The organism is Rhodobacteraceae bacterium D3-12 (genome assembly GCA_025916135.1).
Classification (GTDB): Bacteria; Pseudomonadota; Alphaproteobacteria; order Rhodobacterales; family Rhodobacteraceae; genus JAKGBX01.
In genome coordinates this window covers 1,844,380-1,870,367 of the sequence record CP104793.1, presented here as the reverse complement: position 1 = coordinate 1,870,367, position 25,988 = coordinate 1,844,380, and the positions used below count along the sequence as shown (strand labels likewise).

The 25,988-nt window shown below is 59.9% G+C and carries 26 protein-coding genes and 1 tRNA gene; 4 read left to right on the top strand and 23 right to left on the bottom strand.

Features of this window, described 5'->3' with window-relative positions:
* Window positions 1-95: 95 nt before the first annotated feature.
* From N4R57_09255 to N4R57_09245, 3 genes are all read right to left on the bottom strand, one after another.
* Window positions 96-758 carry a hypothetical protein gene (locus tag N4R57_09255; protein UYV39164.1) on the bottom strand — a complete coding sequence of 221 codons (663 nt, stop codon included), beginning with the start codon at window positions 756-758 and terminating at the stop codon, window positions 96-98.
* Window positions 759-870: 112 nt separating this feature from the next.
* Window positions 871-2,670 (bottom strand): translation elongation factor 4, encoded by a 1,800-nt coding sequence (gene lepA, locus N4R57_09250; GenBank protein ID UYV39163.1) that lies wholly within the window; start codon window positions 2,668-2,670, stop codon window positions 871-873.
* A gap of 223 nt (window positions 2,671-2,893) precedes the next feature.
* The gene (locus N4R57_09245; GenBank protein ID UYV39162.1) at window positions 2,894-3,775 is read right to left on the bottom strand and encodes a hypothetical protein; all 882 of its coding nucleotides are present in this window, start codon (window positions 3,773-3,775) and stop codon (window positions 2,894-2,896) included.
* Window positions 3,776-3,886: 111 nt separating this feature from the next.
* Here N4R57_09245 and N4R57_09240 point away from each other — a divergent pair, with 111 nt between their 5' ends.
* Entirely contained in the window at window positions 3,887-4,882 is a 996-nt protein-coding gene (locus N4R57_09240) for an LLM class flavin-dependent oxidoreductase (protein UYV39161.1), read from the top strand.
* A gap of 90 nt (window positions 4,883-4,972) precedes the next feature.
* Here N4R57_09240 and N4R57_09235 read toward each other — a convergent pair whose 3' ends face one another.
* The 17 genes from N4R57_09235 to N4R57_09155 form a co-directional block, all read right to left on the bottom strand.
* Window positions 4,973-6,205 carry an FAD-binding oxidoreductase gene (locus N4R57_09235; protein ID UYV39160.1) on the bottom strand — a complete coding sequence of 411 codons (1,233 nt, stop codon included), beginning with the start codon at window positions 6,203-6,205 and terminating at the stop codon, window positions 4,973-4,975.
* 156 nt (window positions 6,206-6,361) lie between these two features.
* Entirely contained in the window at window positions 6,362-7,522 is a 1,161-nt protein-coding gene (locus tag N4R57_09230; GenBank protein ID UYV39545.1) for a hypothetical protein, read from the bottom strand.
* Window positions 7,500-8,243: a hypothetical protein gene (locus N4R57_09225; GenBank protein UYV39159.1), complete on the bottom strand. Its 744-nt coding sequence runs from the start codon at window positions 8,241-8,243 to the stop codon at window positions 7,500-7,502. The genes N4R57_09230 and N4R57_09225 overlap by 23 nt, the downstream gene beginning before the upstream one ends.
* A gap of 506 nt (window positions 8,244-8,749) precedes the next feature.
* Window positions 8,750-8,826 (bottom strand) — tRNA-Arg (locus N4R57_09220).
* Window positions 8,827-8,980: 154 nt separating this feature from the next.
* Window positions 8,981-9,109, bottom strand: a complete 129-nt coding sequence (locus N4R57_09215; protein ID UYV39158.1) for a hypothetical protein — start codon at window positions 9,107-9,109, stop codon at window positions 8,981-8,983.
* Between the two features lie 108 nt (window positions 9,110-9,217).
* Window positions 9,218-10,438, bottom strand: coding sequence for a cysteine desulfurase (locus N4R57_09210; protein UYV39157.1), 1,221 nt, complete (start codon window positions 10,436-10,438; stop codon window positions 9,218-9,220).
* Window positions 10,431-11,057, bottom strand: coding sequence for a YIP1 family protein (locus N4R57_09205; protein ID UYV39156.1), 627 nt, complete (start codon window positions 11,055-11,057; stop codon window positions 10,431-10,433). The genes N4R57_09210 and N4R57_09205 overlap by 8 nt, the downstream gene beginning before the upstream one ends.
* Complete coding sequence (locus tag N4R57_09200; protein UYV39155.1) at window positions 11,054-11,539, bottom strand: YIP1 family protein; 486 nt, start codon at window positions 11,537-11,539, stop codon at window positions 11,054-11,056. Before N4R57_09200 ends, N4R57_09205 begins: the two co-directional genes overlap by 4 nt.
* A 2-nt stretch (window positions 11,540-11,541) precedes the next feature.
* On the bottom strand, window positions 11,542-12,834 hold the full coding sequence (locus N4R57_09195; protein ID UYV39154.1) for a SufD family Fe-S cluster assembly protein: 1,293 nt from the start codon (window positions 12,832-12,834) through the stop codon (window positions 11,542-11,544).
* Window positions 12,834-13,589 (bottom strand): Fe-S cluster assembly ATPase SufC, encoded by a 756-nt coding sequence (gene sufC / locus N4R57_09190; protein ID UYV39153.1) that lies wholly within the window; start codon window positions 13,587-13,589, stop codon window positions 12,834-12,836. The genes N4R57_09195 and sufC overlap by 1 nt, the downstream gene beginning before the upstream one ends.
* A gap of 144 nt (window positions 13,590-13,733) precedes the next feature.
* A complete protein-coding gene (locus N4R57_09185) occupies window positions 13,734-14,267 on the bottom strand; it encodes a hypothetical protein (GenBank protein UYV39152.1) in 534 nt (177 codons plus the stop codon).
* Window positions 14,268-14,402: 135 nt separating this feature from the next.
* A complete protein-coding gene (locus N4R57_09180) occupies window positions 14,403-15,002 on the bottom strand; it encodes a hypothetical protein (protein UYV39151.1) in 600 nt (199 codons plus the stop codon).
* Window position 15,003: 1 nt separating this feature from the next.
* The gene (locus N4R57_09175) at window positions 15,004-15,318 is read right to left on the bottom strand and encodes a heavy metal-binding domain-containing protein (GenBank protein ID UYV39150.1); all 315 of its coding nucleotides are present in this window, start codon (window positions 15,316-15,318) and stop codon (window positions 15,004-15,006) included.
* A 5-nt stretch (window positions 15,319-15,323) separates the two neighbouring features.
* Window positions 15,324-16,100, bottom strand: coding sequence for an FkbM family methyltransferase (locus N4R57_09170; protein ID UYV39149.1), 777 nt, complete (start codon window positions 16,098-16,100; stop codon window positions 15,324-15,326).
* 141 nt (window positions 16,101-16,241) lie between these two features.
* Window positions 16,242-17,765, bottom strand: coding sequence for a Fe-S cluster assembly protein SufB (gene sufB, locus N4R57_09165; protein UYV39148.1), 1,524 nt, complete (start codon window positions 17,763-17,765; stop codon window positions 16,242-16,244).
* A 30-nt stretch (window positions 17,766-17,795) separates the two neighbouring features.
* Window positions 17,796-18,923, bottom strand: coding sequence for a cysteine desulfurase (locus N4R57_09160; protein ID UYV39147.1), 1,128 nt, complete (start codon window positions 18,921-18,923; stop codon window positions 17,796-17,798).
* Between the two features lie 48 nt (window positions 18,924-18,971).
* Entirely contained in the window at window positions 18,972-19,445 is a 474-nt protein-coding gene (locus N4R57_09155) for an Rrf2 family transcriptional regulator (GenBank protein ID UYV39146.1), read from the bottom strand.
* 201 nt (window positions 19,446-19,646) lie between these two features.
* Here N4R57_09155 and N4R57_09150 point away from each other — a divergent pair, with 201 nt between their 5' ends.
* From N4R57_09150 to N4R57_09140, 3 genes are read left to right on the top strand one after another with little or no spacing between them, the layout of a single operon-like run.
* A complete protein-coding gene (locus tag N4R57_09150) occupies window positions 19,647-20,303 on the top strand; it encodes an alpha/beta hydrolase (GenBank protein UYV39544.1) in 657 nt (218 codons plus the stop codon).
* Between the two features lie 4 nt (window positions 20,304-20,307).
* The gene (locus N4R57_09145) at window positions 20,308-20,553 is read left to right on the top strand and encodes a hypothetical protein (GenBank protein ID UYV39145.1); all 246 of its coding nucleotides are present in this window, start codon (window positions 20,308-20,310) and stop codon (window positions 20,551-20,553) included.
* A 54-nt stretch (window positions 20,554-20,607) separates the two neighbouring features.
* Window positions 20,608-21,198 (top strand): HD domain-containing protein, encoded by a 591-nt coding sequence (locus tag N4R57_09140; protein ID UYV39144.1) that lies wholly within the window; start codon window positions 20,608-20,610, stop codon window positions 21,196-21,198.
* Window positions 21,199-21,277: 79 nt separating this feature from the next.
* Here the strand turns inward: N4R57_09140 and N4R57_09135 are convergent, their stop codons facing one another.
* The 3 genes from N4R57_09135 to N4R57_09125 are packed head-to-tail and all read right to left on the bottom strand — an operon-like array spanning window position 21,278 to window position 25,932.
* Window positions 21,278-21,871 (bottom strand): GNAT family N-acetyltransferase, encoded by a 594-nt coding sequence (locus tag N4R57_09135; GenBank protein UYV39143.1) that lies wholly within the window; start codon window positions 21,869-21,871, stop codon window positions 21,278-21,280.
* A gap of 52 nt (window positions 21,872-21,923) precedes the next feature.
* Window positions 21,924-25,403 carry a transcription-repair coupling factor gene (mfd, locus tag N4R57_09130; protein ID UYV39142.1) on the bottom strand — a complete coding sequence of 1,160 codons (3,480 nt, stop codon included), beginning with the start codon at window positions 25,401-25,403 and terminating at the stop codon, window positions 21,924-21,926.
* Window positions 25,404-25,407: 4 nt separating this feature from the next.
* A complete protein-coding gene (locus N4R57_09125) occupies window positions 25,408-25,932 on the bottom strand; it encodes a component of SufBCD complex (GenBank protein ID UYV39141.1) in 525 nt (174 codons plus the stop codon).
* Window positions 25,933-25,988: the final 56 nt, after the last annotated feature.

The window sequence follows — 25,988 nt, the reverse complement described above, 5'->3', positions numbered from 1 at the left end:
GCGCATCCAGCTTTGGATGGTGCTACCCTCTGTGTTGGGTGAGTGTGGAGCCGACGCCTAAGGAAATCAGAACGAAAAGGTGGATTTTCACCACTCTACCCTTGGTCTTCGAGGTCTTCGTAGGCCTTGCCATGATAAAACTGCCTATTGGGTAATGCGGCTCTTGCGTCCGCATACTTTTCAAGCGCAGAAGAAACGAAAACCTCTAAGGCTGACCAAGCTTCATTTGCAAGATCATTGCCAACTTGGGCAACAGATGGAAGTTTGCCGCGGGGCTTGTAGTCCAATCGAACATGGAGGTCACCGGCGGTCAAATCAGGAGTCGAGTTTTGAGCGAGGAACTGACCAAACTTCTTTAGCTTTACAGCAAACGCAGCGAAATTCCGAGCAAGCTCCGGGTTGTGGAAACTGATTTCCTTTGTTTCAACCTCGTGGTTTATCCCATGAATTTCCTGATAATATCGATATTGGATATACGCTCCTAGATCGTGTTCCATTAAGAGCTCCCGCAACACCCCACGGTGATAAACGACAAAACGCTTGAGGATCTCTAAATCTGCTTCCGGCAGCTTTCTTTTTGATGAATATTCAAAATGAGCAGATTTGATTTCCATTATCAACCAAGCGAAGAGAGCACCGAAGAAAACGTAAATCGGTTCTGGCTCTTTAAAAATCTGGTCCAATGACTCAGGCCAAAGCAACCAGCACAAACTCGCAAAAAGCGAAATAGTTGCCGCCACTCGTAAAACTGTAGTCAAGTGAACACCTCAGCTATCTGTGGTAAACCCCATCATCTTCCCCAACCCTCACCGGTGTGGGCACGCGATTGCCTGCGGCAATCTCTTTCTCCCACCGTCCCCCAAATGGTCTCTACGAGTCCATTTTAAGGGCTGAAATAAACGCCTCCTGCGGGATATCCACCTTCCCGAACTGGCGCATCTTCTTCTTACCGGCCTTCTGCTTCTCCAGCAGTTTCTTCTTCCGGGTCGCGTCCCCGCCATAACACTTGGCCGTAACGTCCTTGCGCATCGCCGACAGTGTCTCGCGCGCAATAACCTTGCCGCCAATTGCCGCCTGAATCGGGATCTTGAACATGTGGCGCGGGATCAGGTCTTTGAGCTTTTCAACCATCGCCCGCCCGCGCATTTCGGCGCGGTCGCGGTGGACCATCGTGCTCAACGCATCCACAGGCTCGTCATTCACCAGAATCGACATCTTGACCAAATGATCCTCGCGATAGCCGATCATCTGATAGTCGAACGACGCATAGCCTTTGGTCACCGATTTCAGCCGGTCGTAAAAGTCGAACACCACTTCGTTGAGCGGCAGATCATAGACCACCATCGCCCGCGACCCGGCATAGGTCAGGTCAAGCTGGATCCCCCGCCGGTCCTGACAGAGCTTGAGCACATCGCCAAGGTAGTCATCCGGCACCAGAATGGTCGCCTTGATACGCGGTTCCTCAAGGTGGTCGATGGTTGACGGATCGGGCATATCCGCCGGGTTGTGTAGCTCGAAATGGGTGCCGTCTTTTTGATAGATGTGATAAATCACCGACGGCGCGGTGGTGATCAGGTCAATGTCATATTCCCGCTCGATCCGGTCGCGGATCACCTCAAGATGCAAAAGCCCGAGGAAGCCACAGCGGAACCCAAAGCCAAGCGCCGCCGAGGTCTCCATCTCCGAAGAGAACGACGCATCATTCAGCGCGAGCTTCTCGATCGCCACGCGCAGGTCCTCAAACTCGGCGCTATCCACCGGGAACAAGCCACAAAACACCACCGGCTGGCTCGGTTTAAAACCGGGCAAGGGCGTCTCGGCCCCCTTCTTCTCATGGGTGATCGTGTCGCCCACGCGGGTGTCACGCACCTGTTTGATCTGCGCGGTGATAAAGCCGATCTCACCGGGACCAAGCTCATCCACAAGCTGCATTTCCGGGCGAAACACACCGATCCGGTCGATCAAATGCATCGAGCCATTCGACATCATCTTGACCCGCTCGCCCTTCTTCATCACCCCGTCCATGATCCGCACCAACACGATCACGCCGAGATAGGCATCATACCATGAATCCACCAACATCGCCTTGAGCGGCGCATCCCGATCGCCCTTGGGCGCGGGCAAATGCGTCACAATCGCTTCCAGCGTTTCGTGAATGCCCTGCCCGGTCTTGGCGCTCACCTGAATAGCGCCCGACGCATCAATCCCGATCACATCCTCGATCTGCTCGGCCACGCGGTCACAATCGCTCGCCGGCAGGTCGATCTTGTTCAGAACCGGCACGATCTCATGATCCGCATCAATCGCTTGGTAAACATTGGCCAGCGTTTGCGCCTCAACCCCTTGGGTCAGATCCACAACCAGCAAAGACCCCTCAACCGCGCGCATCGACCGGCTCACCTCATAGGCGAAATCAACATGCCCCGGCGTGTCGATCAGGTTCAGCACATAAGCCTCGCCATCATCGGCGGTATAATCAATGCGAACGGTGTTCGCCTTGATGGTAATACCGCGCTCGCGCTCGATATCCATACTGTCAAGCAGCTGCTCTTTCATGTCCCGGTCCTGAACGGTTCCGGTCTCCTGAATAAGGCGATCAGCCAGCGTCGATTTCCCGTGGTCGATATGCGCCACGATCGAGAAATTGCGGATATGAGTAAGGTCTGTCATGCCTGCGGATATGATGCGCTTTTCGCCCTTGGTCAATAGAGCTTCACACCCTGCACCGCCCGACTGCTTCATCTGACTGAAAATATCCCGGGGGGTCCGGGGGGCTGCCCCCCCGGCTTTACTGCGGTCCGGGGCGCTGTCCCTCCGGCTTCACTGCGGTCCGGGGCACTGCCCCTCCGGCATTACTGCGGTCCGGGGCGCTGCCCACCGGATATCGCCCCAATCACGTCCAGCTCAAAACCTTATCCCCGACGCAGGTTATGAACCGACCGCTGGTGATCCGGTCATTGGTTGGCGAATTCGCCACCCCGTGCAAATACGACGCGTTCATAAAGTAAAGGTCGCCACGGCGGATCTTTACCCGGATATTGGCATGACGGTCGGCAAAGTCGCGCGGATATGGATAGCCCGTCGCCTCCAACCCCATGTCGCGGCGTTGCTCAGGCGTGGGGCGGCAATTCCACAGCATCGTCTCGCTGCCCTCCTCATCGTCGGCGAGGCAGAGGTTCACCGCAATCGTATGCGGCCCCGTCGCCACCTCGAAACCGTCCTCGGCGGCGCTGGCCAATTGCGCCGTATCCTCATGCGGATGCAGCGCCATGGCCCCGTTTCTCAGCCACTTGCGGGTCGAGGCAAAATTCGCCACGCCGCCGCCATGCTGGGCTCGGCGATATATCTTGCCGCGCCGGGCGAACTCGGCCTCCAGCATATCATCAAGGAAAAGCCCGGCCACGCGCTCCGACGGCAGCATCGAAAACAGGTCAAGCACATCGCCCATCTGCGCCGCCACTTCGCGCATATAGGACGCACCATTGTGTGAAAACTGCGTCGCGCCGATCTGTTGGGTGCGCACGAAACCATCTTCGCCCCGCTTGCTGCCCCGCGCGTCGATCAACGCGTTGAATTGCGCCTCAAGCGCAGCACAATCGGCCTCTGGCACCGCGCCACGGATTGCGAGCAGGCGATTGTCGCCAATTCCACCGTTTTCTATGAATTGCGCCAGAACCGCAGCGTCGCAACGCCCGTCAAATTCCAGCCAGCTTATGCCACCATCGTCGAGCATCGTGCCTAGCCACTCCTGTCCAAGCCCCCAACCCGAACCCATGCTCCCTACAATGCCAAAGAAAATAATTCAAGAACAGCTTGTTACGCGGCGGAACAGGGGCTGACATTCACGCGCCCGCACCCTAGCTAAAGGGAGCAAGGAGACACGCCAATGACCACCCCCTATTCTATCCTCGATCTCGCCCCCATCCCCGCTGGCCATGACGCAGCCGAGGCGCTGCGCCGGTCGGTCGACCTTGCTCAGAAGGCCGAAAGCTGGGGCTATTCGCGGTATTGGCTGGCCGAGCATCATAACATGCCCGGCATCGCCAGCTCGGCCACGGCGGTTCTGATCGGCCATATCGCGGCGGCAACCAGCCGTATTCGTGTTGGCTCGGGCGGGATCATGCTGCCCAATCACGCGCCTTTGGTGGTGGCCGAGCAATTCGGCACGCTGGCAACGCTGCATGGCGACCGGATCGACCTTGGGCTTGGCCGCGCGCCGGGCACGGATGGGGTCACCGCCCATGCGCTCCGGCGCGGACGGATGTCTGACAATGATTTTCCCAACGATGTGGTTGAGGTGATTGGCTATCTCAACCCCGCGCAACCCGGCCAGCAAGTCAGCGCCATTCCCGGCGCCGGCACACAGGTGCCGGTCTGGATCCTCGGCTCCTCGCTGTTTGGCGCGCAACTGGCTGCGCATCTTGGCCTGCCATACGCGTTTGCCTCGCATTTCGCGCCTGACGCCCTTGAAGAGGCGCTTGAGACCTACCGGCGCAGCTTCAGGCCCGGCATCACCGACGCGCCGCGCTTCATGTTGGCCGCGAATGTCTTTGCCGCCGATGATCAGAACGAAGCCGAGCGCCTGCGCACCTCGCAGCTTCAGGCGTTTATCAACCTGCGCTCCGGGCGTCCCGGCCCCCTGCCCGCCGCGCTTGCCTCAACCTCCGAGATTGCCACGCTGGGCGCGCCACAGGTGCTGGCCAACACCAATTCCGCCCTGCGCATCGCCGCCGTTGGCACGCCCGACACCGTGCGCAGCGAGCTGAAAGCGCTGATCGACAGGTTGCAACCGGACGAGGTGATCCTCTCCAGCGCCATTCACGACCACACCGCACGCCTGCGCTCGGTCGAGATTGCCGCCGAGGTGATGCAAAGCCTCTAAGGCACCCCGCAGGATGCCAAGCCGTGCATCCCTGCCGCGCGGGGGAGAGCGCCGCAGCGAAGCGCCGCCTTGCCCCGGTCAGAGCCCCGGTCAGAGCTTGAACCGCTCCGGGCTGAGCGCGTGATCAAGGGCTTCCCCCTCGCCCATGATCGCGCCCGCCAGCATTTGCCCCGCCAGCGGACCCAAGGTCAGCCCCTGATGCCCGTGGCCAAAGTTATACCACAGCCCGCGATGCCGCCCCGATGCGCCCATCACCGGCAGCATATCGGGCATGCACGGGCGCACCCCGCTCCAAACGCTTAACGGCTCGCGCCCGGCGTCAAACAAACGCGCCGCCTGTGCGATCCCGACCCGCAACTGTCGTGGCATGTCTTGCGCCGCACGCCCGCCAATCTCGGCACCTGTGGTCACGCGGATCTGGTTGCCCTGCGGCGCATAGACAAGCCCCATCGCCTCATCCACCAGCGGCGCATTCAGCCCGCGCCCGCCCGTCAACACCGCGTGATAGCCGCGTTTCGCAATGATCGGCGCCCGCCCGCCCAGCCGGCGTGCGACCTCGGCACTGTTGGCTCCGGTGGCGATCACCACCTCGCCCACCGTCATCGCGCCCTGATCGCTCTCAAACCGCCAGCCCTGACCTTGCGGCGCAAGGCTTAGCGCATCACCGCAGAGCAATTTGCCGCCAATGGATTGGAAATAATCGAAATATTGCTGCAACAAGAGGCTGGGCTTTTGAACCGTATAAGGCGCGCTCCATTCGATCCCGCCAATCCCGCAATCCGCCAACCCCGGCTCTGCTGCGCCCAACTCCTCGGCGCTCAGCACTTTCATCGGCAAATCATGCGCGCGCGCCATGCGCTGTGCGTCACGCACCACGGCATCGAACACCGCGCGATCGCTAAAGCGTAAGCGAAAGCCGCTCTGGTGAAACTGCCCCCGCGCCCCAGCCAGATCGGCCAGATCAAGATGCGCCTGCGTCGCGCCATGGATCAGCGGCGCATAATGCGCGCTTGCCCGTGCCACGCCGCGCCGCGACGAATGCCAGAAATACGCCGCCAGCGGCCCGGCCTGACGCGCGGCACCGGCTAGCCGAACCGCCACACCATTGTCGCGCCCCATCATTACCCGCAACAACACGCGCGCATCGCGCGGCATTTCATAGGGCTCAACCGCTTCCGACTGGATCACCCCAGCGTTGCCAAAGCTCGCCCCCGCGCCAACGCCCGCCTTGTCCACAAGCACAACGTCGCGCCCGCCCCTAGCCAAAGCAATCGCCGTGGACACACCGACAAACCCGGCCCCGAAAACTGCAATCTCGCTCATGTCTTGTCCCCGGCCTTGTGCACTGCTGCACCGCAAGATGGCGCATCGCGGGCCAAATGGCGAGGGGGTCACGCGCGCGATGTCCTTAACGCTATCCTTGTCAAAACGCTGACCTGTTTAAGACTTCGACATCACGTCGCACGCCCTTTCGTGGCCTCACAACGCCCAGATATTCAGATCCACATCATCAAAGCGGAAATACTCCACGTCGATCAAGCTATCGGTGCCGTCAGCACCTGTGACCGTGACCCGATTGCTGTCCGCTCCGGTGCCCCGTATCAGGGTGTAATCCCCGGAATTGCCTGTGAACAAAGCATAATCCGAACCCGCGCCGCCGTCGATCGTATCATTGCCAGCGCCACCCATCATATAGTCGGCGCCGCCCTTGCCAAAGATCATATCGTCGCCCTCCAGCCCGTTTAGCTGGTTGCGCCCGGATGACCCCGTCAGGCTGTCATCAAGCCGCGACCCCACGAGGTTCTCCATCTCGAAATAGAGATCACCCGCCGCCACCCCGTGCGAGCCATAGCCACTCTCCTGACCATTGACCGTCGCGCCGTTGGACAGGTTGGCGGTGATGCCGGACGCGGCGTTGAAATAGGTCACCGTATCACTGCCGCTGCCGCCAAAATACCGCTCGCGCCCGCCCTCGGACGACACGAACCAGTCGTAATCACCAAGGCCGCGAAAAGTGTTCTCCCCCTCATCGCCGTAAAACACATCCTGACGGCTCGAACCGGTGACCCGCTCGACCGAGATCAACTCCAGCCCCATTGCCAGTCCGGTGTTGTTATCGGGATTGGACAGATCGACAACCACGCCGCTGGCTTGCGCCCCGCTGGGTGGCAAACCGTCTGAGCTGAACACATCCCCGATCACGTTGATCGAGCCAGAGTCGTGGCCAACAAACGAGATCATATCTTGGCCCGTGCCGCCATCAATCGTGTCGTGGCCTTCGGTGGCGATAAACCAGTCATAGCCCCCCATGCCCCGCAGTTGATTGTCAGAGGCGTCTCCCCGGATGTGGTCAGCATAAATGGTCCCGGTGACGCGCTCCACGTTCAGCAGGCTTATGCTTTCGCTTTCGTCGGGCCCCGTCGCCTTGTGTGCCTCCAGATCAATGTGCAGGCGGAAATCGCCCGCACCCCCGCTTGGCGCATCAGGCAACGCCACAAAGGAAATCATGTCGAAACCGTCACCGCCATCGACAGAATCCGATCCGCCACCCGTCTCAATCCAGTCATTCCCGCCAAACGCTCGAATGATCTCAGAATCGCTGGTCCCGGTGATTGCTTCACCGGCCTCGCTCCCCTGCACAACGTCGTCGGATTGCTCCGAAAGCAACTCGACCGACAGGCGGTACTGACCTGTCGGGCCAACAGCGGCAGAAATGGCGCTCAGCGCGGCAAAAAGGTCCTGAGTTGGGTGCCGTGAATTCGGAAGACGGCCAGCCGGGCCCTGAAACACCATCATCCGCTGCCCCCAAAAACGTGCCATCCTCATCATACACCCCAAGCAAATTGGGGTAATCCAATGCATACGCGCCGTTATCGTTGGCTCCGGCGTAAACAATACGCGCGCGCTCGCCCTCGGCGAGGAAAAAGCCGATCCAATCTTCATCGTATTCCTGTTCGAGCGCACCCAGAGTGCTGTCATTGACACTCATCAGACCGGGAGAGGTCGCATCATCTGAAAAATCATCCGACACATCATAAAGCGCTAGCGTATAGGTCATCGAATACGAGAGATCGTAGTCATTTGTGCCGACTTCGAAGAAGTATCGCCCCGAATTGACAGGTTGAAAAATGAACCGCGCATTGGCCACGTCAGACTCATTGGCACTTCTGATGAACGCACCATTCGTGTCGTAAAGATTGAGCAAAGGCTCGTATCCTCCGGCCACGATGTGATAGGTCACATCAGAATGCAGATAGGCTGCAAACCAATCTAGATCTTCCTGAGAATCGAAATTTCCTGTTGCCTGAGACTCCAGTGAAACGGTCCCGGTGGTCATAGTGTTGTTTGGAAAATCGTCCATTTTTCGTAACCCTGATTAATTAATGAATTGATATGGAAATACTGAATAGATTGGCCCGCAACAGCGCCGGATCGCGGCATTGTCACTGTCTAATTTGTCACTGTTTAATTTGTCGCCGTCTAAGCGGCCCCCCCACGGCGATCATTTCATCGGTGCCATCGGCACCAGTAAAGTCGCACAAAGGCTAGCCGACCCTTGCCGCGAGTCAAGCTTTGGCTACGCTCATGGATCGCGCGACCAAATTCTACGCCCGCCTGATCTAACGCGGCGCGCGGCGCGAAATGGTGGATCGGCACGGCCTGTTAATCGTCTGGCCTGCGCTCACAGACCAAAACAAGAGCAGCCGAGAATAGATATTTGCCAAAGCGAAACACGCTCAACGCATCTTTAGATTTCTGCGTCCGAGGCGTTCCGCGTTGATCTCGGTCTCAGTGGCGGAGTTTCCGGGGGATAAAGCTAACGGAAGTAAGACCCGTTAAACAATTTCAGCGTTTTGCGAAAAGTGGTGGCGGACCCTAGAGGATTCGAACCTCTGGCCTCTGCCTTCGGAGGGCAGCGCTCTATCCAGCTGAGCTAAGGGTCCAACGTCCGCGTCTTTACCCAACCCGCCCCTCTTGTGCAATCGTCAATCGCCCGCCTCTGCACGGTTTTTGCCACCCCACCCCCGCCAGAACGAAAAAACCCCGGAGGGCCAATGGCACTCCGGGGTCTGCAACCAGTCCTTGGTCAGGACAAGATTAGCTTACGACATTGCCGTATTTGTCATATGTCGGCTCAGGCGCGACCGGCACAATTGGCTCGGGCTGAGCACATGCGGCCAGAAAGGCGAGAGTGGAAAGAACAGCGGCAGCTTTCATCAACTTCATGGTTGAACTCCATTAAATGCAAACACGAATCCACTCTAGCGGCAGAATTTGATCACGTCCATTAACTCTGCCACTCCGCGCGAGATATCGCCAAGTCACGCCGCAAAATTAACCAAACAACTGGTGCGCCAGCTCAAGCGCCTCGATCAGCGCGTCAACCTCGGCCTCGGTGTTATACAGCCCAAAGCTCGCGCGGCAGGTTGCGCTCACCCCGAAATGCTCCATCAGCGGCCCGGCGCAATGGTGTCCGGCGCGCACCGCGACACCCTTCTTGTCAAGAATCGTCGAAATATCATGGGGATGCGCCGCGCCCTGCATGGTGAATGAAAAGATCGCGGCCTTGCCTTTGGTCGTGCCTTGCTGGGTTAACCAGTTGATCCCGCCCAACCGCTCAGCGGCGTAAGTCGCCAGCTTGGCTTCATGCGCGGCCACATTCTCCATGCCCAACGCCATGAGATACTCCAACGCGACGCCCATGCCGATCGTCTGAACGATCCCCGGCGTTCCGGCCTCGAATTTCATCGGCGGATCGGCATAGCTCACCGCGTCCTTGCTGACCTCACGGATCATGTCGCCGCCCCCCATAAAGGGGCGCATCTCGGCCATGCGGTCCTTGGCGATGTAATTCGCGCCCGACCCGGACGGGCCATAAAGCTTGTGACCGGTGATGGCATAGAAATCACAGCCCAACTCTTTGACATTCACCGGCGCATGAACCGCCCCTTGCGAGCCATCAACCAGCACCGGAACACCTTTTTCCCGCGCCGCATCACAGATCGATTTTACATCAACAACCGTTCCCAACACATTGGAAAGATGAGTAATTGCGACCAATTTCGTCTTGGGTCCAATCGCGTCAATCACCTTTTGCGCATCCAGCGCGCCGGTCGAATCCACGTCGACCCATTTCAACGCGACACCCTGACGTTCGCGCAGAAAATGCCACGGCACGATATTGGCATGATGCTCCATCACCGACAGGACAATCTCGTCCCCCGCCTCCATGCGCGGCATCGCCCAGCCATAGGCGACAAGGTTGATCCCCTCGGTCGTGCCGCTGGTAAAGACGATCTCATCCTCATCCGGCACCCCTAGGAATTTGGCCACAATCGCACGCACGCCCTCGTATTTTTCGGTCGCGATATTGCTCAATGTGTGCAGCCCGCGGTGCACATTGGCATACTCATGGCTATAGGCCTGCGTGATTGCATCAATCACCACCTTAGGCTTCTGCGCCGATGCGCCATTATCAAGGTAAACCAAGGGCTTGCCGTTGATCTCTCGCGTCAAGATCGGAAAGTCGGCGCGGATTTTTTCGATGTCATACATGTGCGGCAACTCCTGCGCCCGTCGTTAAGATCAAAAAGGCCAACAGCATGAATCCAAGCACCATCAACACCACCCCGGCGATCAGAACACCCAATGATTTAAATGGGCTGTTAAAGCCGTGCACTTCGTCAACAAAGGCAATCAAGATCCACAGGCCCAGCACATTGGCGATCATCGCAATCAGCGCCGCCAAAGGCATCAACACAAGCGCCAGCACAAGGGTCAGCGCCCCTGCGGCAACCAAAAAGAACTGCAGCCACAGGAACACCGCCGCCATGTCATGCAAGCCCCCGGTGCCACCAAACAGCCGCCCGGTCCAATGCAGCACGTTGATCAGCACCACTATCCCGCAGGCAAACAGCGTCGCGGCAAGGAACGGACGCGCGGCGATCCGCTCCATGATCTGTTGCGCGGCCGCCTCTTGCGGCGATGCCGGCGCGGCGGGCGGAAACAGCTCCCATTGCACCCAATAGGACATCGCCATCAAGGCCGCGACGACAATCACCATGCTCCACAGCATTTCGCGCGACAGCAATTGGCGCAGCTGGATGATCTCTCTTGCCGCGTCTTTGGGTTTGAGAATGGTTTTCTTTACAAGGGCTTGCCAATTGAAACTCATGTCGTTTTCCACGCCTCTACCAGCCCCGAAATCCATACCCAAAGGAACATCGCACACCACAGCACACCAACCGCCGTCATCGCCGGACCCTGCCCGACAAACCCCGCCGTCAGCCCCCAAAGAAGCATGATCGGCGCGCTCGCCAGCAAGGCCCAGAACAGCGCGATCCGCACCGCATAGGCCGTGGTCCCCTTGCCCCCCGCCAGCCGCAAAATGGCAAATGTCACCAACGCCAGCGCATAGAGCGCCAGCGGCAGGTAAAACATCAAGCCGATAAGCGCCCCGCCCAACAGCGGGTTCAACGCATCACCGCTCTCGACCGACAGGCGCGACAGGCGCGGCCACTGTGCGATGAACATCACCGCACAGCCCGCCAACAGGATCACCAAGGCGCGCGGCTCATTGATCCCGGCGTCGAGGATGCGGCGAACCACCCGCCTCGGCCCGCGATAGGTGGCCACAATATCGTGCACTGCCGACACGCTTAGCCGTGCCGCCGCCGTCCAAGCCAGCCTTCCAGCCGCCCGACGATCTCTTCGCCAAGGGCTGGATCTTCTATCTCGTCCACCGCTTCAGCAAGGAAGGCAAGCGTCAGAAGGTCGGTCGCGTCTTCCACGCCAACCCCACGGGATCGCAGGTAAAACAGCGCTTCATCGTCGATCGCGCCACTGGTGCTGCCGTGCGAACAGGCCACGTCATCGGCATAGATTTCCAGCTCCGGCTTGGCCAGAAACTGGCTGTCCTCGTCCAGCAAAAGCGATTGCGACTTTTGATAGCCGTCGGTTTTCTGGGCGCCCGGTTTCACCAGAATCTTGCCCTGAAAAACGCCGGTCGCCCCGTTGCGCAGCACTTTCTTATAGACCTGCCGGCTTTCGCAATTCACCGCGTCATGGGTCACGAAAACGGTGTCGTCATGCAGGAAATCACCGTCGCCAAGGCACGCCCCGGCGACATGCGCCACTGCATCATCCCCGGTCAGCTCGATCACGCATTCGTTGCGCGTCAACACGCCATTCACCGTCAGCGTAAAGCTCTTGAACACGCTTTCGCGCCCAAGACGGGCGAAAATATGGGTCGCCGCACGCCGCTCATGATCGCGCCCTTGCGCCCGCACATGATGAAAGCTTGCACCATCGGCGATGTCGACTTCCAACACTTTGTTAAGCCGCGCCGCCGCCGGACCATTCTCCAACAGGGTCAATTCGCCGCCCGCTTCGATCTTCACAACATGGTGGAGGATCGCATCGGAACTACCTGATTCATGACGATAAATCAGGCTCACAGGCTTGCTCGCCTTGCCCGTCACCCGGATCAGAACACCCTCCTCGGCCAACGCAGTGTTCAGCGCCGCAAGCGGGCGGTCCACTGGGGTCTGCCCGTTGGTTTCCAAAGCGCCGTAAAGGTCCTTGGCCCAATGAATGTCCTTGCCTGCGGCCTCTGACAGGCGTTCAATCTCGACCCCGGCGAGCGCAAGCGGGTCCGACGCCGAAGCGTCAAACACCCCATCGACAAACACCAGCTTCACCCGATCAATCGGCGTGAAAACCGGCTCTTCATCGCGCTCCAGAACCGCCGCCGTGGGCGCCTCTGCGTGGGTCAGCGTGTCGGGCCGGGTGTATTTCCAATACTCATCCCGTCGCCCCGGCAGCCCCATATCCTTGACCCGCGTCAACGCATCCTCACGCGCGGCCGTGATCCAACCCGCGCCCTTGGGCAGGCTCACACCCTCAAGGCGCAAGGCCGCCGCCTCCTGCTTTGCTTGTTTAAGTGCTGACATTACGCCACCTCGGCCAGAATATCGGCATAACCGTTGTTTTCCACCTCAAGAGCGAGCTCAGGCCCGCCGGTTTTAACAATCCGGCCATCGGCCATGATATGCACCACATCGGGTTTGATATGGTCCAGAAGCCGTTGATAATGCGTGATAACAAGGAACCCGCGCCCTTCGCTGCGCAGCGCGTTAACGCCGTCCGCGACCAGCTTCATCGCGTCCACGTCAAGCCCTGAGTCCGTCTCGTCAAGGATACACATCTTGGGCTCGAGCATCGCCATTTGCAGGATCTCGTTGCGCTTTTTCTCACCGCCGGAAAAGCCCACATTGACCGGGCGTTTCAACATCTCTGCGTCGATTTTCAAATCCTTGGCTTTGGCGCGGATCACCTTGAGAAACTCTGTCGCGCTCATCTCGTCTTCGCCACGCGCCTTGCGCTGTGCGTTCACCGCAGTGCGCAGGAACGTCATGTTGCCCACGCCCGGAATCTCAACCGGGTATTGAAACGCCAGAAAGAGGCCCAATGCGGCGCGCTCTTCGGGTTCCATATCCAACAGGTCTTCGCCATCAAGCGTCGCGCTGCCGTCTGTCACCTCATAGCCATCGCGCCCGGACAGCACATAGGACAGCGTCGATTTACCCGACCCGTTAGGGCCCATAATCGCATGCACCTTGCCCGGTTCAACACTCAGGTCGACCCCTTTGAGGATCTGCTTCTCTTCTTCTTCAAGTTTGACTTTCAAGCCTTTGATCTCAAGCATGAAAACGTCCTTTCATATTGCCTGTTAGCGCCTGTTCGCGCCCGCGTTTCATTTCAATTTTCTCGGAAGGATCAGACAAGCACAGCGCGCCGCCGGGCCATGCCCCGCCGCCTGCATTTGTCGGAATGTCGGATGCCCCGGCTGTTAGCCGAGCGTATAGGTCACCGCCACATCGGGCAGCAACAGCTCGCCCGCGCGCAGGCTCTGCTGCACAAAGCCGGGGGAGTATATCTGAGCCCACACGTCGGGAAACTGCCGCGCCAGCTCGATTTCTTGGGTGATGATCACGCCAAAGCCCAAGGCCGCCAGCAAGAAGTGCGGTTTTTTGACAAAGCCAAAGAACAACAAGACCACCAGCGTGATCGTCGCCGCCAGCCCTATGTCGATCGCCATCAGCTTGGTAACCCCAAGCGCATCCTCGGCGCGTCCCACCTCGTCGATAAACCGATAGGTCAGAACATGCCCGGCCAGCATCGCGATCGCGCCGACCGCAAAGGCGATGGGATAGCTCATGAGGTTTTTCAAAGAAAACAGAGGCTTGCGTTTGACGTTGCGGGTGGCGCGTTGCTGTGTGGGAACGTCGTCGATCCCGGCAAGAAGCACTGCCGGTCCTCCGCCAGTCTTGCCGATCCGGGCCAATCGGGCCTGGAACGCGTCCTGTTGTCCCATTGCGGCCATCAAGCGTCTCTTTCCTCACCACATGCAGAGTCATGCACGCGTTAACGTATTCCTCATCAATAGGACGGAAATGGGGCAGGATCGGCACAATTTCAGGGTGTAAACCGCCATTGCCTATATATCTCTGTGCGTGTCTCATGGGTGCGTCATCACCTTGATAACCCACGCCAGCCGCTCGACCGGCACCGCCATCGGGTGGATTTCAAACCGCGCCATGCGGCCAATGATCTCTTGCGGGGCGCCGACCACCTCTTCGATAACATGGTAATGTTTGCGCTGCGCATAGTCGTCAAACAACAGCGGCACGGGCTTTTGGGTGTGAAAGGCCGTGGCCAAAACACAGCCAAGCCGGAACCGCCCATCCACCAGCACCACATCGGGCTGGCCCATCCGGTCGCCCTCCCAGACCGCCAGCGGATATTTGGCATAGCGCTTCCATGCGCGATCGTCCTCGGGGTGGCCCCATTCGACCGTCGGGCCAATATCGGCGTGGATCACCCGCACCTTGGCGGCGGGTTTGTTGTCGGCGAACCAGCCGGTCATCATCTCGGCCCAGCCCTTGTCGCTCTCAACCGAAAACACCCGCTTGCCCGGCATCTCCCCGGCCAAAACGGTCGACCCGCCCGAGCCATACTCAAGGATCGTGTCCGCCGCCGCATAGGCCGCGCGCACCGCCTCTGCCTCTGCCGCAGGCAGAGTCAGCTCAGGGCGTGATATGGGCGCAGCCGCATTCATCTCAGTCGATCACCACAGCCGTGCCGCTGGCCGAGACCATGAGCATGGATTGCCCGACCACTTCGTAGTCAAGATCAACGCCAACCACCGCATTGCCACCCGCCTCGCGGGCGCGGTCTTCCAACTCGCGCAATGCCGTTGTGCGCGCGTCCTGAAGTTTGGATTCATACGCCCCCGACCGGCCACCAACGATGTCGGTGATCGACGCGAACAGATCGCGCACCACATTCGCGCCCATGATCGCCTCGCCGACGACGATGCCGCGATAATCGCGGATGGCTTTGCCTTCGATGGTGTTGGTTGTTGTCACAATCATATCAATCACTCCTCATCTGTGGCCGGGATCAGCACGTAATTCGTGTTGTTCTGATAGCGGCGCACCTTCTCAACCACCTCATAGTTGAGCGGCGCAATCCACGCTTGAAAATCGGCGTCGTTCTCGTCGTCGATCTCAAGCAAAAGGATCGGCCGCGCCCGCGCGATGGTCTCTTTCAACCCGCGCAGCACCTTCATCTCCATGCCCTCGACATCGACCTTGATCATGTCAGGCGTCACCCCGTTCAACGCCATGTCGCCGGTCACAACCTTCAAGCCGCCCTCGCCCACATCCGCCATCCGCGACCCGCCGAGGTTGCGCGGCTGCTCCAGCATCGCAAACCCCTCAGCCGCCTCATCGGCAAGCCCCATGCCCAGATGCGACAGATCAAACACATCGGCAAATCCGTTCAGCATGATGTTGGCGATCAACAGCTTGTAAGCGGTCGGGTTCGGTTCAAACGGGATCACCCGCGCCGGCGCCATGAACCCGGCGACATAAAGCGAATGATTGCCCACATTCGCCCCGATATCGACAAACGTCCCGCCATGCGGGAAATGCGCCTTGATCGCGGCCAACTCCTTGGGCTCGTAAAACACGCCCTTGCGCCACTTGCGCTGAATCGGGTCGCGCGCATGGGTGGTGGCAAAGCGGAAATCGCGCCCATGGATGCGGGTGAACACAAGGTCCATCCCCTCCAAGACAACCGGATCGCCCGCGCGCAGCTTGCGCAGCGCCCGGTCCAGCCTGAACCCGCCCTTTGCCGGCTTGCCATCCTTCATACGCCACGCCCTTTCGTCATGCCCAAACACCCCCCACGGCGCACCGCGTTGCGCGCAACACTGCGCAAACCCATGCGCCGTTTGACCGGGATGTCATCCATGCTTTTGCCGCCTCTCGCCCTGACCGTGTGATCCCTCGGATCAGCCCACAGACCCTTCCAGAGAGATCGCCACAAGCTGTTGCGCTTCCATGGCGAACTCCATCGGCAAGGCTTGCAGCACTTCCTTGGCAAACCCGTTGACGATCAACGCCACGGCCTCTTCCTCGTCCATGCCCCGCTGACGGCAATAAAACATCTGCTCGTCATCCACCTTGGATGTGGTCGCCTCGTGCTCAACCCGGGATGAGTTATTCTTCACCTCGATATACGGCACCGTATGCGCGCCGCATTTATCGCCGATCAACAGGCTGTCACACTGGGTATAGTTGCGCGAATTCTTCGCCTTGGGGTGCATCGACACCAACCCGCGATAGGTGTTCTGCGCCACGCCCGCCGAAATCCCTTTGCTGACGATCCGGCTCTTGGTGTCGCGCCCCAGATGCACCATCTTGGTGCCGGTATCGGCCTGCTGGTGGTTGTTGGCGATGGCGATCGAATAAAACTCGCCTTGGCTTTCGTTGCCGCGCAGGATGCAGGACGGGTATTTCCACGTCACCGCGCTGCCGGTTTCAACTTGGGTCCACATCACCTTGGCCCGGTCACCGCGGCAATCGGCCCGCTTGGTGACAAAGTTATAGATCCCGCCAACGCCGTTCTCATCCCCGGGATACCAGTTCTGAACGGTGGAATATTTCACCTCGGCGTCTTCCTCGATGATGATCTCCACCACCGCCGCATGAAGCTGGGCCACGTCGCGTTGCGGCGCGGTGCAGCCTTCAAGATAGGAGACATAAGACCCCTTGTCGGCAATGATCAACGTGCGCTCGAACTGGCCGGTGTTCTCGGCATTGATGCGGAAATACGTCGACAGCTCCATCGGGCAACGCACCCCCGGCGGCACGTAAACAAACGAACCGTCCGAGAAGACGGCGCTGTTCAGCGTCGCATAGAAGTTATCACTCACCGGCACGACCGAGCCGAGGTATTTCTTGACCAATTCAGGATGCTCGCGAATGGCTTCGCTGATCGAGCAGAAGATCACCCCCGCTTCCTGCAATTCCTTCTGGAAGGTGGTGCCGACCGAAACACTATCAAACACCGCGTCCACCGCCACCTTGCGGCCCTCGGCGGGGGCGTTTTCGGCCCCTTCCACCCCGGCAAGGATCATTTGCTCCTTGAGCGGAATACCCAGCTTCTCATAGGTCGCCAACAGCTTCGGATCGACCTCATCCAAAGATTTCGGCTTTGTTTCCATGCTCTTGGGACGGGCATAGTAATACTGATCCTGAAAGTCGATCTCAGGGTAGTTAACCATCGCCCACTTGGGTTCCTGCATGCCGGTCCAACGCTCAAACGCCTGCAAACGCCATTCGGTCATCCACGCGGGCTCTTCGTTTTTCTCGCTGATCAGGCGCACAATATCGGGGGACACGCCCTTGGGGGCGTATTCCATCTCGATCTCGGTTTCCCAGCCGTATTTGTATTTCTCGCCAAGCGAACGAACGGCCTCGACCGTTTCTTCCTCGACACCGTCCTTGACCTGAATGTCGTTGCCATCAGCCATGCTGAAATCCCTTCTCGTCCTGTTCGCGTCTCACGCCGCTCTGGCGCGGAATTTTCCATATGCCGCGCGCCATGCCATCGCAAAGCGCTCGACCTCATCTCTCGTCGTCTCAAGTCCCAGCGACACGCGGATCGCACTCTGCGCCGTCACCTCGTCATACCCCATGGCCGTCAACACGGTTGATGCCCTGACCTTGCCACTGGAACAGGCCGACCCGGCAGAAACGCCAAACCCCGCAAGGTCCATTTGCATCACCTGCGTTTCGCCTTTCCACCCCGGAACTGCAATACACGACGTGTTGGGAAGCCGCTCAGCCGTATTTCCGATAAAAATAGTCATGTTCGCAGCGTCTTCAATGGCGGCCTCCATGAAATCGCGGTGGTTTTCCACTTCTTCCCAGCGGCCATCGGCCACATCCCGCGCCGCCGCTTCCGCCGCCGCGCCAAACCCGGCAATGCCGATCACATTTTCGGTGCCCGCTCGCCGGCCCATCTCCTGACCGCCCCCGCGCAGCTTGGCCGCAACATCATTGCCCAGCTTCAGACACAGCGCGCCAACCCCCTTGGGACCGCCCAGCTTATGCGCCGACACCATGACATAATCCGCCCCCGAGTTCCCAAGGTCAAAGGGCAGCTTGCCAACCGCCTGAACCGCATCCACAAGGATCTTCGCATCGCGCTTACACGCCCAAACCGATTGCGCCAGCTTGAAGGTATCCTGAAGCACCCCGGTCTCGCTATTGGCGGCCTGAACAGCAACAAGATCATCCCAAAGGCTCTCTTCAAACGCCGCCCCGCCAATGCTTGGCAGAATCGCACCCGTGGCATCCACATCCAGCCGCCCCGCGCCATTCTCTGCGGCGCTGCTCCAGCTTAACACGCAATCATGCTCCACCGGGCTGGCACAGACACTGGCAAATTCCGGCATGGCAAGCGCCGCCGCCTCGGTCGCGCTGCTGGTGAAAATCACCTCTTTGGGCGCACAGCCGACCAAAGCCGCAACCTGCGCGCGCGCCTTCTCAACCAACATCTTCGCGGCCCGCCCCTCGGCATGCACACTCGACGGGTTGCCCACCACATCCATGGCCGCAACCATCGCCGCCCGCGCCTCGGGGCGCAGCGGTGTGGTCGCATTATAATCCATATAGACGCGGCTCATCTGTTTACCCCAAGCTCCCTTTTGGCCTTTTCATCTTGCCGAAAATACTCAATTCGCGACGTCTGCCTCGTCCACCACATCGAAAATTCCCGGCACCGCCGGACAGGGCGCCATCTGGTTCTCGATCACATCCGACAGCCGCGTTTGATGCAGGAACACATAGACATGCGCGCTCAACCCTTCCCACAAACGGTTGGTCAACGATTGTGCGCGGCTCCCCGACAGGCCACCGCTTGCGCCCGCGCCCTTGTGCATCGCATCCACTGTCTCATCCACCGCAGCAAGCACTTCAACAACACGAATTTCGCTCGCCGGCCGCGCAAGGCGATAGCCGCCGCCCGGCCCGCGCACAGACGCCACCAGATTGGCCCGCCGCAGCTTCACAAACAACTGCTCCAGATACGGCAGCGAAATATCCTGACGTTTTGACACATCCCCAAGCGTCACCAGCGCATCATTCGGTTGCAGCGCAATATCCGTAAGCGCCGCCATCGCATAGCGCCCCTTCGTGCTCAGCTTCATGTCATAGCTCCTAAATCCCCGACGCCCTCGCGCGCCGCGCCCTAATTGCTTAGGGAATTCATTGACCTTACCCGGCCTTCGCACTATCTCGGTCAGGTCTGCCCCGTGCCGAACCGGTTCGGATCGCAGTTTAGAAATGTTCTAAGGTAGCCGAGAGAATTCGTCAAGATTATCTCTGCACCGCTTGAGGAGACAATATCAATCCATGCCCGAGGTGATTTTCCTGGACCCGAAGGCCGCCTCGAAGGCCGCTATCATCCACAAGCCGAGCGCGACGCCCCGATCGCCATCATCCTGCACCCGCACCCGCAATTCGGCGGCACGATGAACAACAAGGTCGTCTATAACCTGCATTACACCTTCTTCAACATGGGCTTCACCGTGTTGCGGTTCAATTTCCGTGGCGTCGGTCGAAGCCAGGGTGAATATGATCAAGGCGTCGGAGAGCTGTCCGATGCGGCCTCGGCCCTCGATTATCTTCAGTCGATGAACCAGAACTCCAAACATTGCTGGGTCGCGGGCTTCTCCTTTGGGGCCTGGATCGGCATGCAACTGCTGATGCGCCGCCCTGAGATTACCGGCTTCATCTCGGTCTCGCCCCCGGCGAACATGTATGACTTCTCCTTCCTCGCGCCCTGCCCGTCCTCTGGCCTGATCATCAATGGTCTCGCCGATCGGGTCGCGCCCCCCGCCGACACCGTGTCGCTTGTGGGCAAGCTGCACGAGCAGAAGGGCATCACCATCACCCATGAGGAAGTTGAAGGCGCAGGCCACTTCTTCGAGAACGAGCATATGGACACGCTCACCGGTTCGGTCAGCGACTATGTCAAACGCCGCCTAACTGAAACGACACGCTAACCCCATGTCTACGCTCGAAAAAATCGCCTCCGAACTGGCCGACACCACGATCACCATCATGGATAAATCCGGCGAGGACCGTTTGCATTACGAGGTCGCCAAAGTGCTTGGCGCCTCGTCGCAAACCCTTGAAGAGGCCTACCTCACCGAGGTCCGTGTGCGCCTCGCGGGCAAGGCCGCCAAACAGTTCCTCAAGGATAAAATCACCGAGCTGACCGCAAGCCTCAAGGCCGCTCAAAACGACAAGTGAGCGGCCCCTGAGTAGCCCCTGAGCAGCCCCGCATCCGCCCCGAAAAGGCCCGCGATGACAGATACAACCGACCGTCTCACCGCCCAAATGGCCTTCCTGAACGAGGCCGACAAGCTTAAATCCATCGTCCGCGGCACCACGCTCTGCGATGGCTCGCGCCGCGAAAACTCCGGCGAACACAGCTGGCACATCGCCCTCTACGCGCTCACCCTCGCCGAACACGCGCCTCAGGATGTGAACGCCTCCCGCGTGATCGCCATGCTTCTGCTGCATGATATCGTCGAAATCGACGCCGGCGATGCGCCGATCTTCGGCACCCATGATGCCGCCGATATGGCCGCCAAAGAAGACGCCGCTGCCACCCGTATTTTCGGCCTCCTGCCCGCCGATCAGGCGGCACAGTTCCGCGCCCTCTGGGACGAGTTTGAGGCCAACGAAACACCCGACGCGCAGTTCGCCAAATCCCTTGACCGGTTCCAGCCCCCCAATCAAAACCTCGCCTCCGGCGGCGGCTCTTGGGTCGACTACAACACCGATTACGACACCTTCCGCGCCCGCGTCGGCTCCAAGATCGAAAACGGCGCCCCTGCGCTGTGGAACTGGATCAAACCCCGCGCTATCGATTGGTTTAAGGTCAACCGCTAAGCCGTTCATCTTGCAGCAAATACTCACCGCAGAGATCTGATGTCAGAGCCGCAAGTTCACCCCGCGCGCCCCCGATAGATCAGCCTCGGTAAATCGGGATTTGCGCCGCCGCCTCTTCGGGCAATATCCCATCCACACGTGGATCGGGTAAAACCTCAACCTCTTGGCGCAGCGGCGTAAACCCGCTCCGGCGATAAAACCCCAAGGCCTGCGGGCTGTCCATCGTGCAGGTGTGCAGGTGAAACCGCTCAACCCCCGTGCGAAACGCCTTTTCGATGGCGCGGTTCATCAACCACCGCCCGGCACCATTGCCGATCATCCCGCGCAGCAGCCCGAAAAACGCCAGCTCACAAGCACCGTTTTCGCGGAAATCCAGCTCCAGCAAACCGGCCTCTTCGCCCTCGGCCTCCAGCACCCAAACCTCGACCAGCGGATCATGCAACACCGCTTCCAACTCGGCTTCGGGAATCACCAACCGCGAGAACCACAGCCAATCTTCGGCCCCCACACGGCGAAACAGATCGCGATACCACGCCACGCCCGGCCGCTCGACCCGGCGCAAGGTGAAACCGCCCGCCCGCTCGGGGCGCGTCAGCGCTTGGCGCATCTCAAGATAGGTCACAACGGTCGCCAGATGCCCCGGCGGCACCGCGTGAAATCCCGTTTCCAACATCGCATTCCCTCCGCAGGCGGTCCCGCCCAGTCAGCCAATCCCAGTTAGCCCATCATCCCTGACGCGCCGCCTCCTTGGCGGCTTTCGCCCGTTTCTTCTCGGCCACCACCTTCGCCGCCATATCGCGCGCAATCGCAAAGGCGCCTTTGATCTTGTCCGCCTCGCTCTTCCAATCGCGGCGCACAACGATCTTGTTGTCGCGCACCTTGGCCAGCCCGTTCTGCTCTTGGATGAACTCAACCAGCCCTTGAGGCGAGGCGAATTTGTCGTTGTGGAACTGGATCGTCGCCCCCTTGGGCCCGCCGTCCAGCTTGGCAATCCCGGCGCGTTTGCACATCTCCTTGATGCGCACGATCAACAGCAATGTGTTCACCTCACGCGGCAGTTTACCAAAGCGGTCGATCAACTCGGCGGCGAAACCTTCCAGTTCAACTTTGCCTGTCAACCCACTGAGCCTGCGATACAATCCCAAACGCACGTCCAGATCGGGCACATAGGTATCGGGGATCAGAACCGGCACCCCAAGGTTGATCTGCGGCGCCCATTGGTCGTCCGCCTCGCTCAACCCTTCCATCTCTCCGGCGCGGATCTTGGCAATCGCTTCCTCCAACATCTGTTGGTAAAGCTCATAGCCCACGTCGCGCATCTGCCCCGACTGTTCCTCGCCCAAAAGGTTGCCCGCCCCGCGAATATCCAGATCCTGCGAGGCCAGCGTAAAGCCCGCCCCCAGCGAATCGAGCGACCCCAGAACCCGCAGGCGCTTCTCTGCGGTCGGCGTCAGCCGCGCGCGCGGTTTCGTGGTCAAATAGGCATAGGCCCGCGTCTTCGAACGCCCCACGCGCCCCCGGATCTGGTAAAGCTGGCTCAGCCCGAACATATCCGCGCGATGCACCACCATCGTGTTCGCTGTCGGGATGTCCAAACCGCTTTCGACAATCGTCGTGGCCAGCAAAACATCGTATTTGCCGTCATAAAACGCGTTCATCCGGTCGTCGAGCTCGCCCGCCGCCATCTGCCCGTGGGCGATCACCACGCTGATCTCCGGCACCTGTTCTTTCAAGAACGCCTCGATCTCGGGCAGGTCTGAAATCCGCGGCACCACGTAAAAACTCTGCCCGCCACGGTAATGCTCACGCAGCAGCGCCTCGCGGATCGTTACCGCATCGAATTCGCTGACATAGGTGCGGATGGCCAGCCGGTCTACGGGCGGCGTGCCGATGATCGACAGGTCGCGCACCCCCGACAGGCTCAGCTGAAGCGTGCGCGGAATCGGCGTCGCGGTCAGGGTCAGCACATGCACGTCCGACTTCAGCTGTTTCAGCCGCTCTTTATGGCCGACCCCAAAATGCTGTTCCTCGTCGATGATCAGCAATCCGAGGTCTTTGAACTTGATGTTCTTGGCCAGCAAAGCATGGGTGCCGACCGCAATATCGACCTTGCCATCGGCAAGACCGCTGCGCGTGCGCGTCGCATCCGCCGCTTTAACAAAGCGCGACAAGGGGCTGACTTGAATGGGAAAACCCCGGAACCGCTCGGCAAATCCCTTATAGTGTTGGCGCGCCAAAAGCGTGGTCGGCGCAACCACCGCAACCTGCTGGCCCGACATCGCGGCAACAAAGGCGGCGCGCATCGCCACCTCGGTCTTGCCAAAGCCGACATCGCCGCACACCAGTCGGTCCATCGGCCGCCCAGAGGTCAAATCATCCAGCACATCGCCAATCGCGCTCAACTGGTCGTCGGTCTCCTCGTAAGGAAAACGCGCCGCGAACTCCTCCCAAGCGTGATGCTCGGCCTCAAGCACCGGCGCACGGCGCAATTCGCGCTCGGCCGCCACCCGGATCAACCGCTCCGCCATCTCGCGGATGCGCTCTTTCAGCTTGGCCTTCTTGGCCTGCCACGCGCCCCCGCCCAACCGGTCAAGCAAGCCCTCGTCATGGCCGTATTTGCTCAGCAGTTCGATGTTTTCAACCGGCAGGTAAAGCTTTGAACTCTCGGCATATTCCAGCACGATACATTCATGCGCCGCGCCCGCCGCCGTGATCACCTCAAGCCCCAGATAGCGCCCGATCCCATGATCCACATGCACCACAAGATCACGCGGCGCGAGGCTCTGCGTCTCGGTCAGGAAATTCTCGGCCCGCCGTTTCTTGCGGGTTGTGCGGATCAGCCGATCACCCAGCACATCCTGCTCGGAAATCACCGTCAGCCCGGGCGCTTCAAACCCCGCATCCAGCGGCCAAACCGTCAGATGCAGCCCCCGTTTGCCCAAGCCCCGCGCATCGTTCAAAGTGACGGCGCCGATCAGCCCCTCATCTTCCAGCAGGCCCTCGATCCGCTCGCGCGCACCCTCGGAATACGACGCGACAATCACCGGCCCTTCGGCCATGCGCGCTTCAACATGGTCTTTCAGAACGCTGAAAAGGCTCACGTTTTCCAGCTTGCGCTCCGGCGCAAAACTGCGCCCGATCCGCCCGCCCGCGTCGATCACCCCAGGCCCGCTGGCCTGTTGCAATGCGCTAAACCGCAGACTTCTGCGTCCCTTTACCCCCGCATCCCAAGCCGCATCATCAAGGTAAAGCTGCCCCGCAGGCACCGGCTTATACACCGTGTCAATGCGGCTTTTCTCGCGCATGGCGATCCGGCGCGTCTCGTATTGGTCCTCAACCGACTCCCACCGCGCCAACCGTTGCGCATCGAGCTGGTCATCCTGCGTCAGCGTAGCATCGGGAACATAGTCAAACACCGTCTCCAACCGCTCATGGAAAAACGGCAGCCAATGCTCGGCACCCGCGTGTTTGCGCCCCGCGCTCACCGCCTCATAAAGCGGATCATCCGTGCCCGCCGCGCCAAATTCGATCCGGTAGTTCTGGCGAAACCGCAACGTCGCCGCCACGTCAAGAATGACCTCGCTCACCGGCGCAAGCTCGACCACCTCGAGCTTCTCGGTCGTGCGCTGTGTCACCGGATCAAACCGCCGCGCCCCGTCCAGCATATCGCCAAAGAGATCCAGCCGCACCGGCCCCGCGTCACCCGGCGGATAAATGTCGATGATCCCGCCGCGCACCGCGTAATCGCCCGGCTCCATCACCGTTGGCGCTTGAACAAACCCCATCCGCACCAGAAACGCGCGCAACCCCGCCTCGTCCACCCGCGCGCCGACATGGGCCACGAATGCGGCCTCCTGCAACACCGCGCGCGCCGGCACAAATTGTGTCGCGGCGTTGAGCGTCGTGAGCAAAACAAACCGCTCCGGCACCGCGCCCGTGGCCAAGCCGGCCAGCGTCGCCATGCGGGCGGCGGAAATATCGGCATGCGGCGACACCCGGTCATAGGGCAGGCAATCCCACCCCGGAAAGCGCAACACCGGCATGTCGGGCGCGAAAAACCGCAACCCCTCGGCCATCGCCGCCATGCGTTTGTCATCGCGCGCCACATGAATGACGCGCCCGGCCTTGGCGACTTCCTCAAGCACAAGGCGAGCATCAAACCCCTCGGGCGCGCCGCCCACCTTGATATGCTGTGCGCCGCTCATCAATTCACCCCCAGGGGCCAAGCGACAGGTTCTGGAACATCCCCCATAGGGCGGTCACGAAAATCGCCACCATACCAATGGCTTGCGTGATGATACGGTGCCTTGACAGACGCCGGTAAAGCGCGTCGCCATGCTCGTCATGGTCTTGTATCAACCGCGCCGTATTCAGGCTCAGCGCGCCAACCAAAGTCATCGGGAACAACAGCAAAAACACCGCCTGCCCGAACTCGAAATCATAGACAAAGCCAAGCAAGCCCAGAAGCGTCAGGAAGAAACAGGCAAAGGCCAACAGCCACAAGCCCGAGATCCGCGCGATATAAAGCAGCCGGTTGGTATAGATGCGGATCAGGTCCTCAAGATCGGCCTCATATTGCCCGCCATTGCGGCGCGCTCGGATCACCACATCCCACGGCACGCCCAGCACCCAATGCGAGGCGGTCGACCACACCACAGCCAGCGCGATCCAGAACCACAGGTTCGAGAAGCTGCGCATGTCGATGAGTTCGAAAACGGATGAATACCAGTCCAAAGCCTACCGCCTTTTTTCCCGCGAAACACCTTCTAGCGCCGCTTTGCGGCAATTCC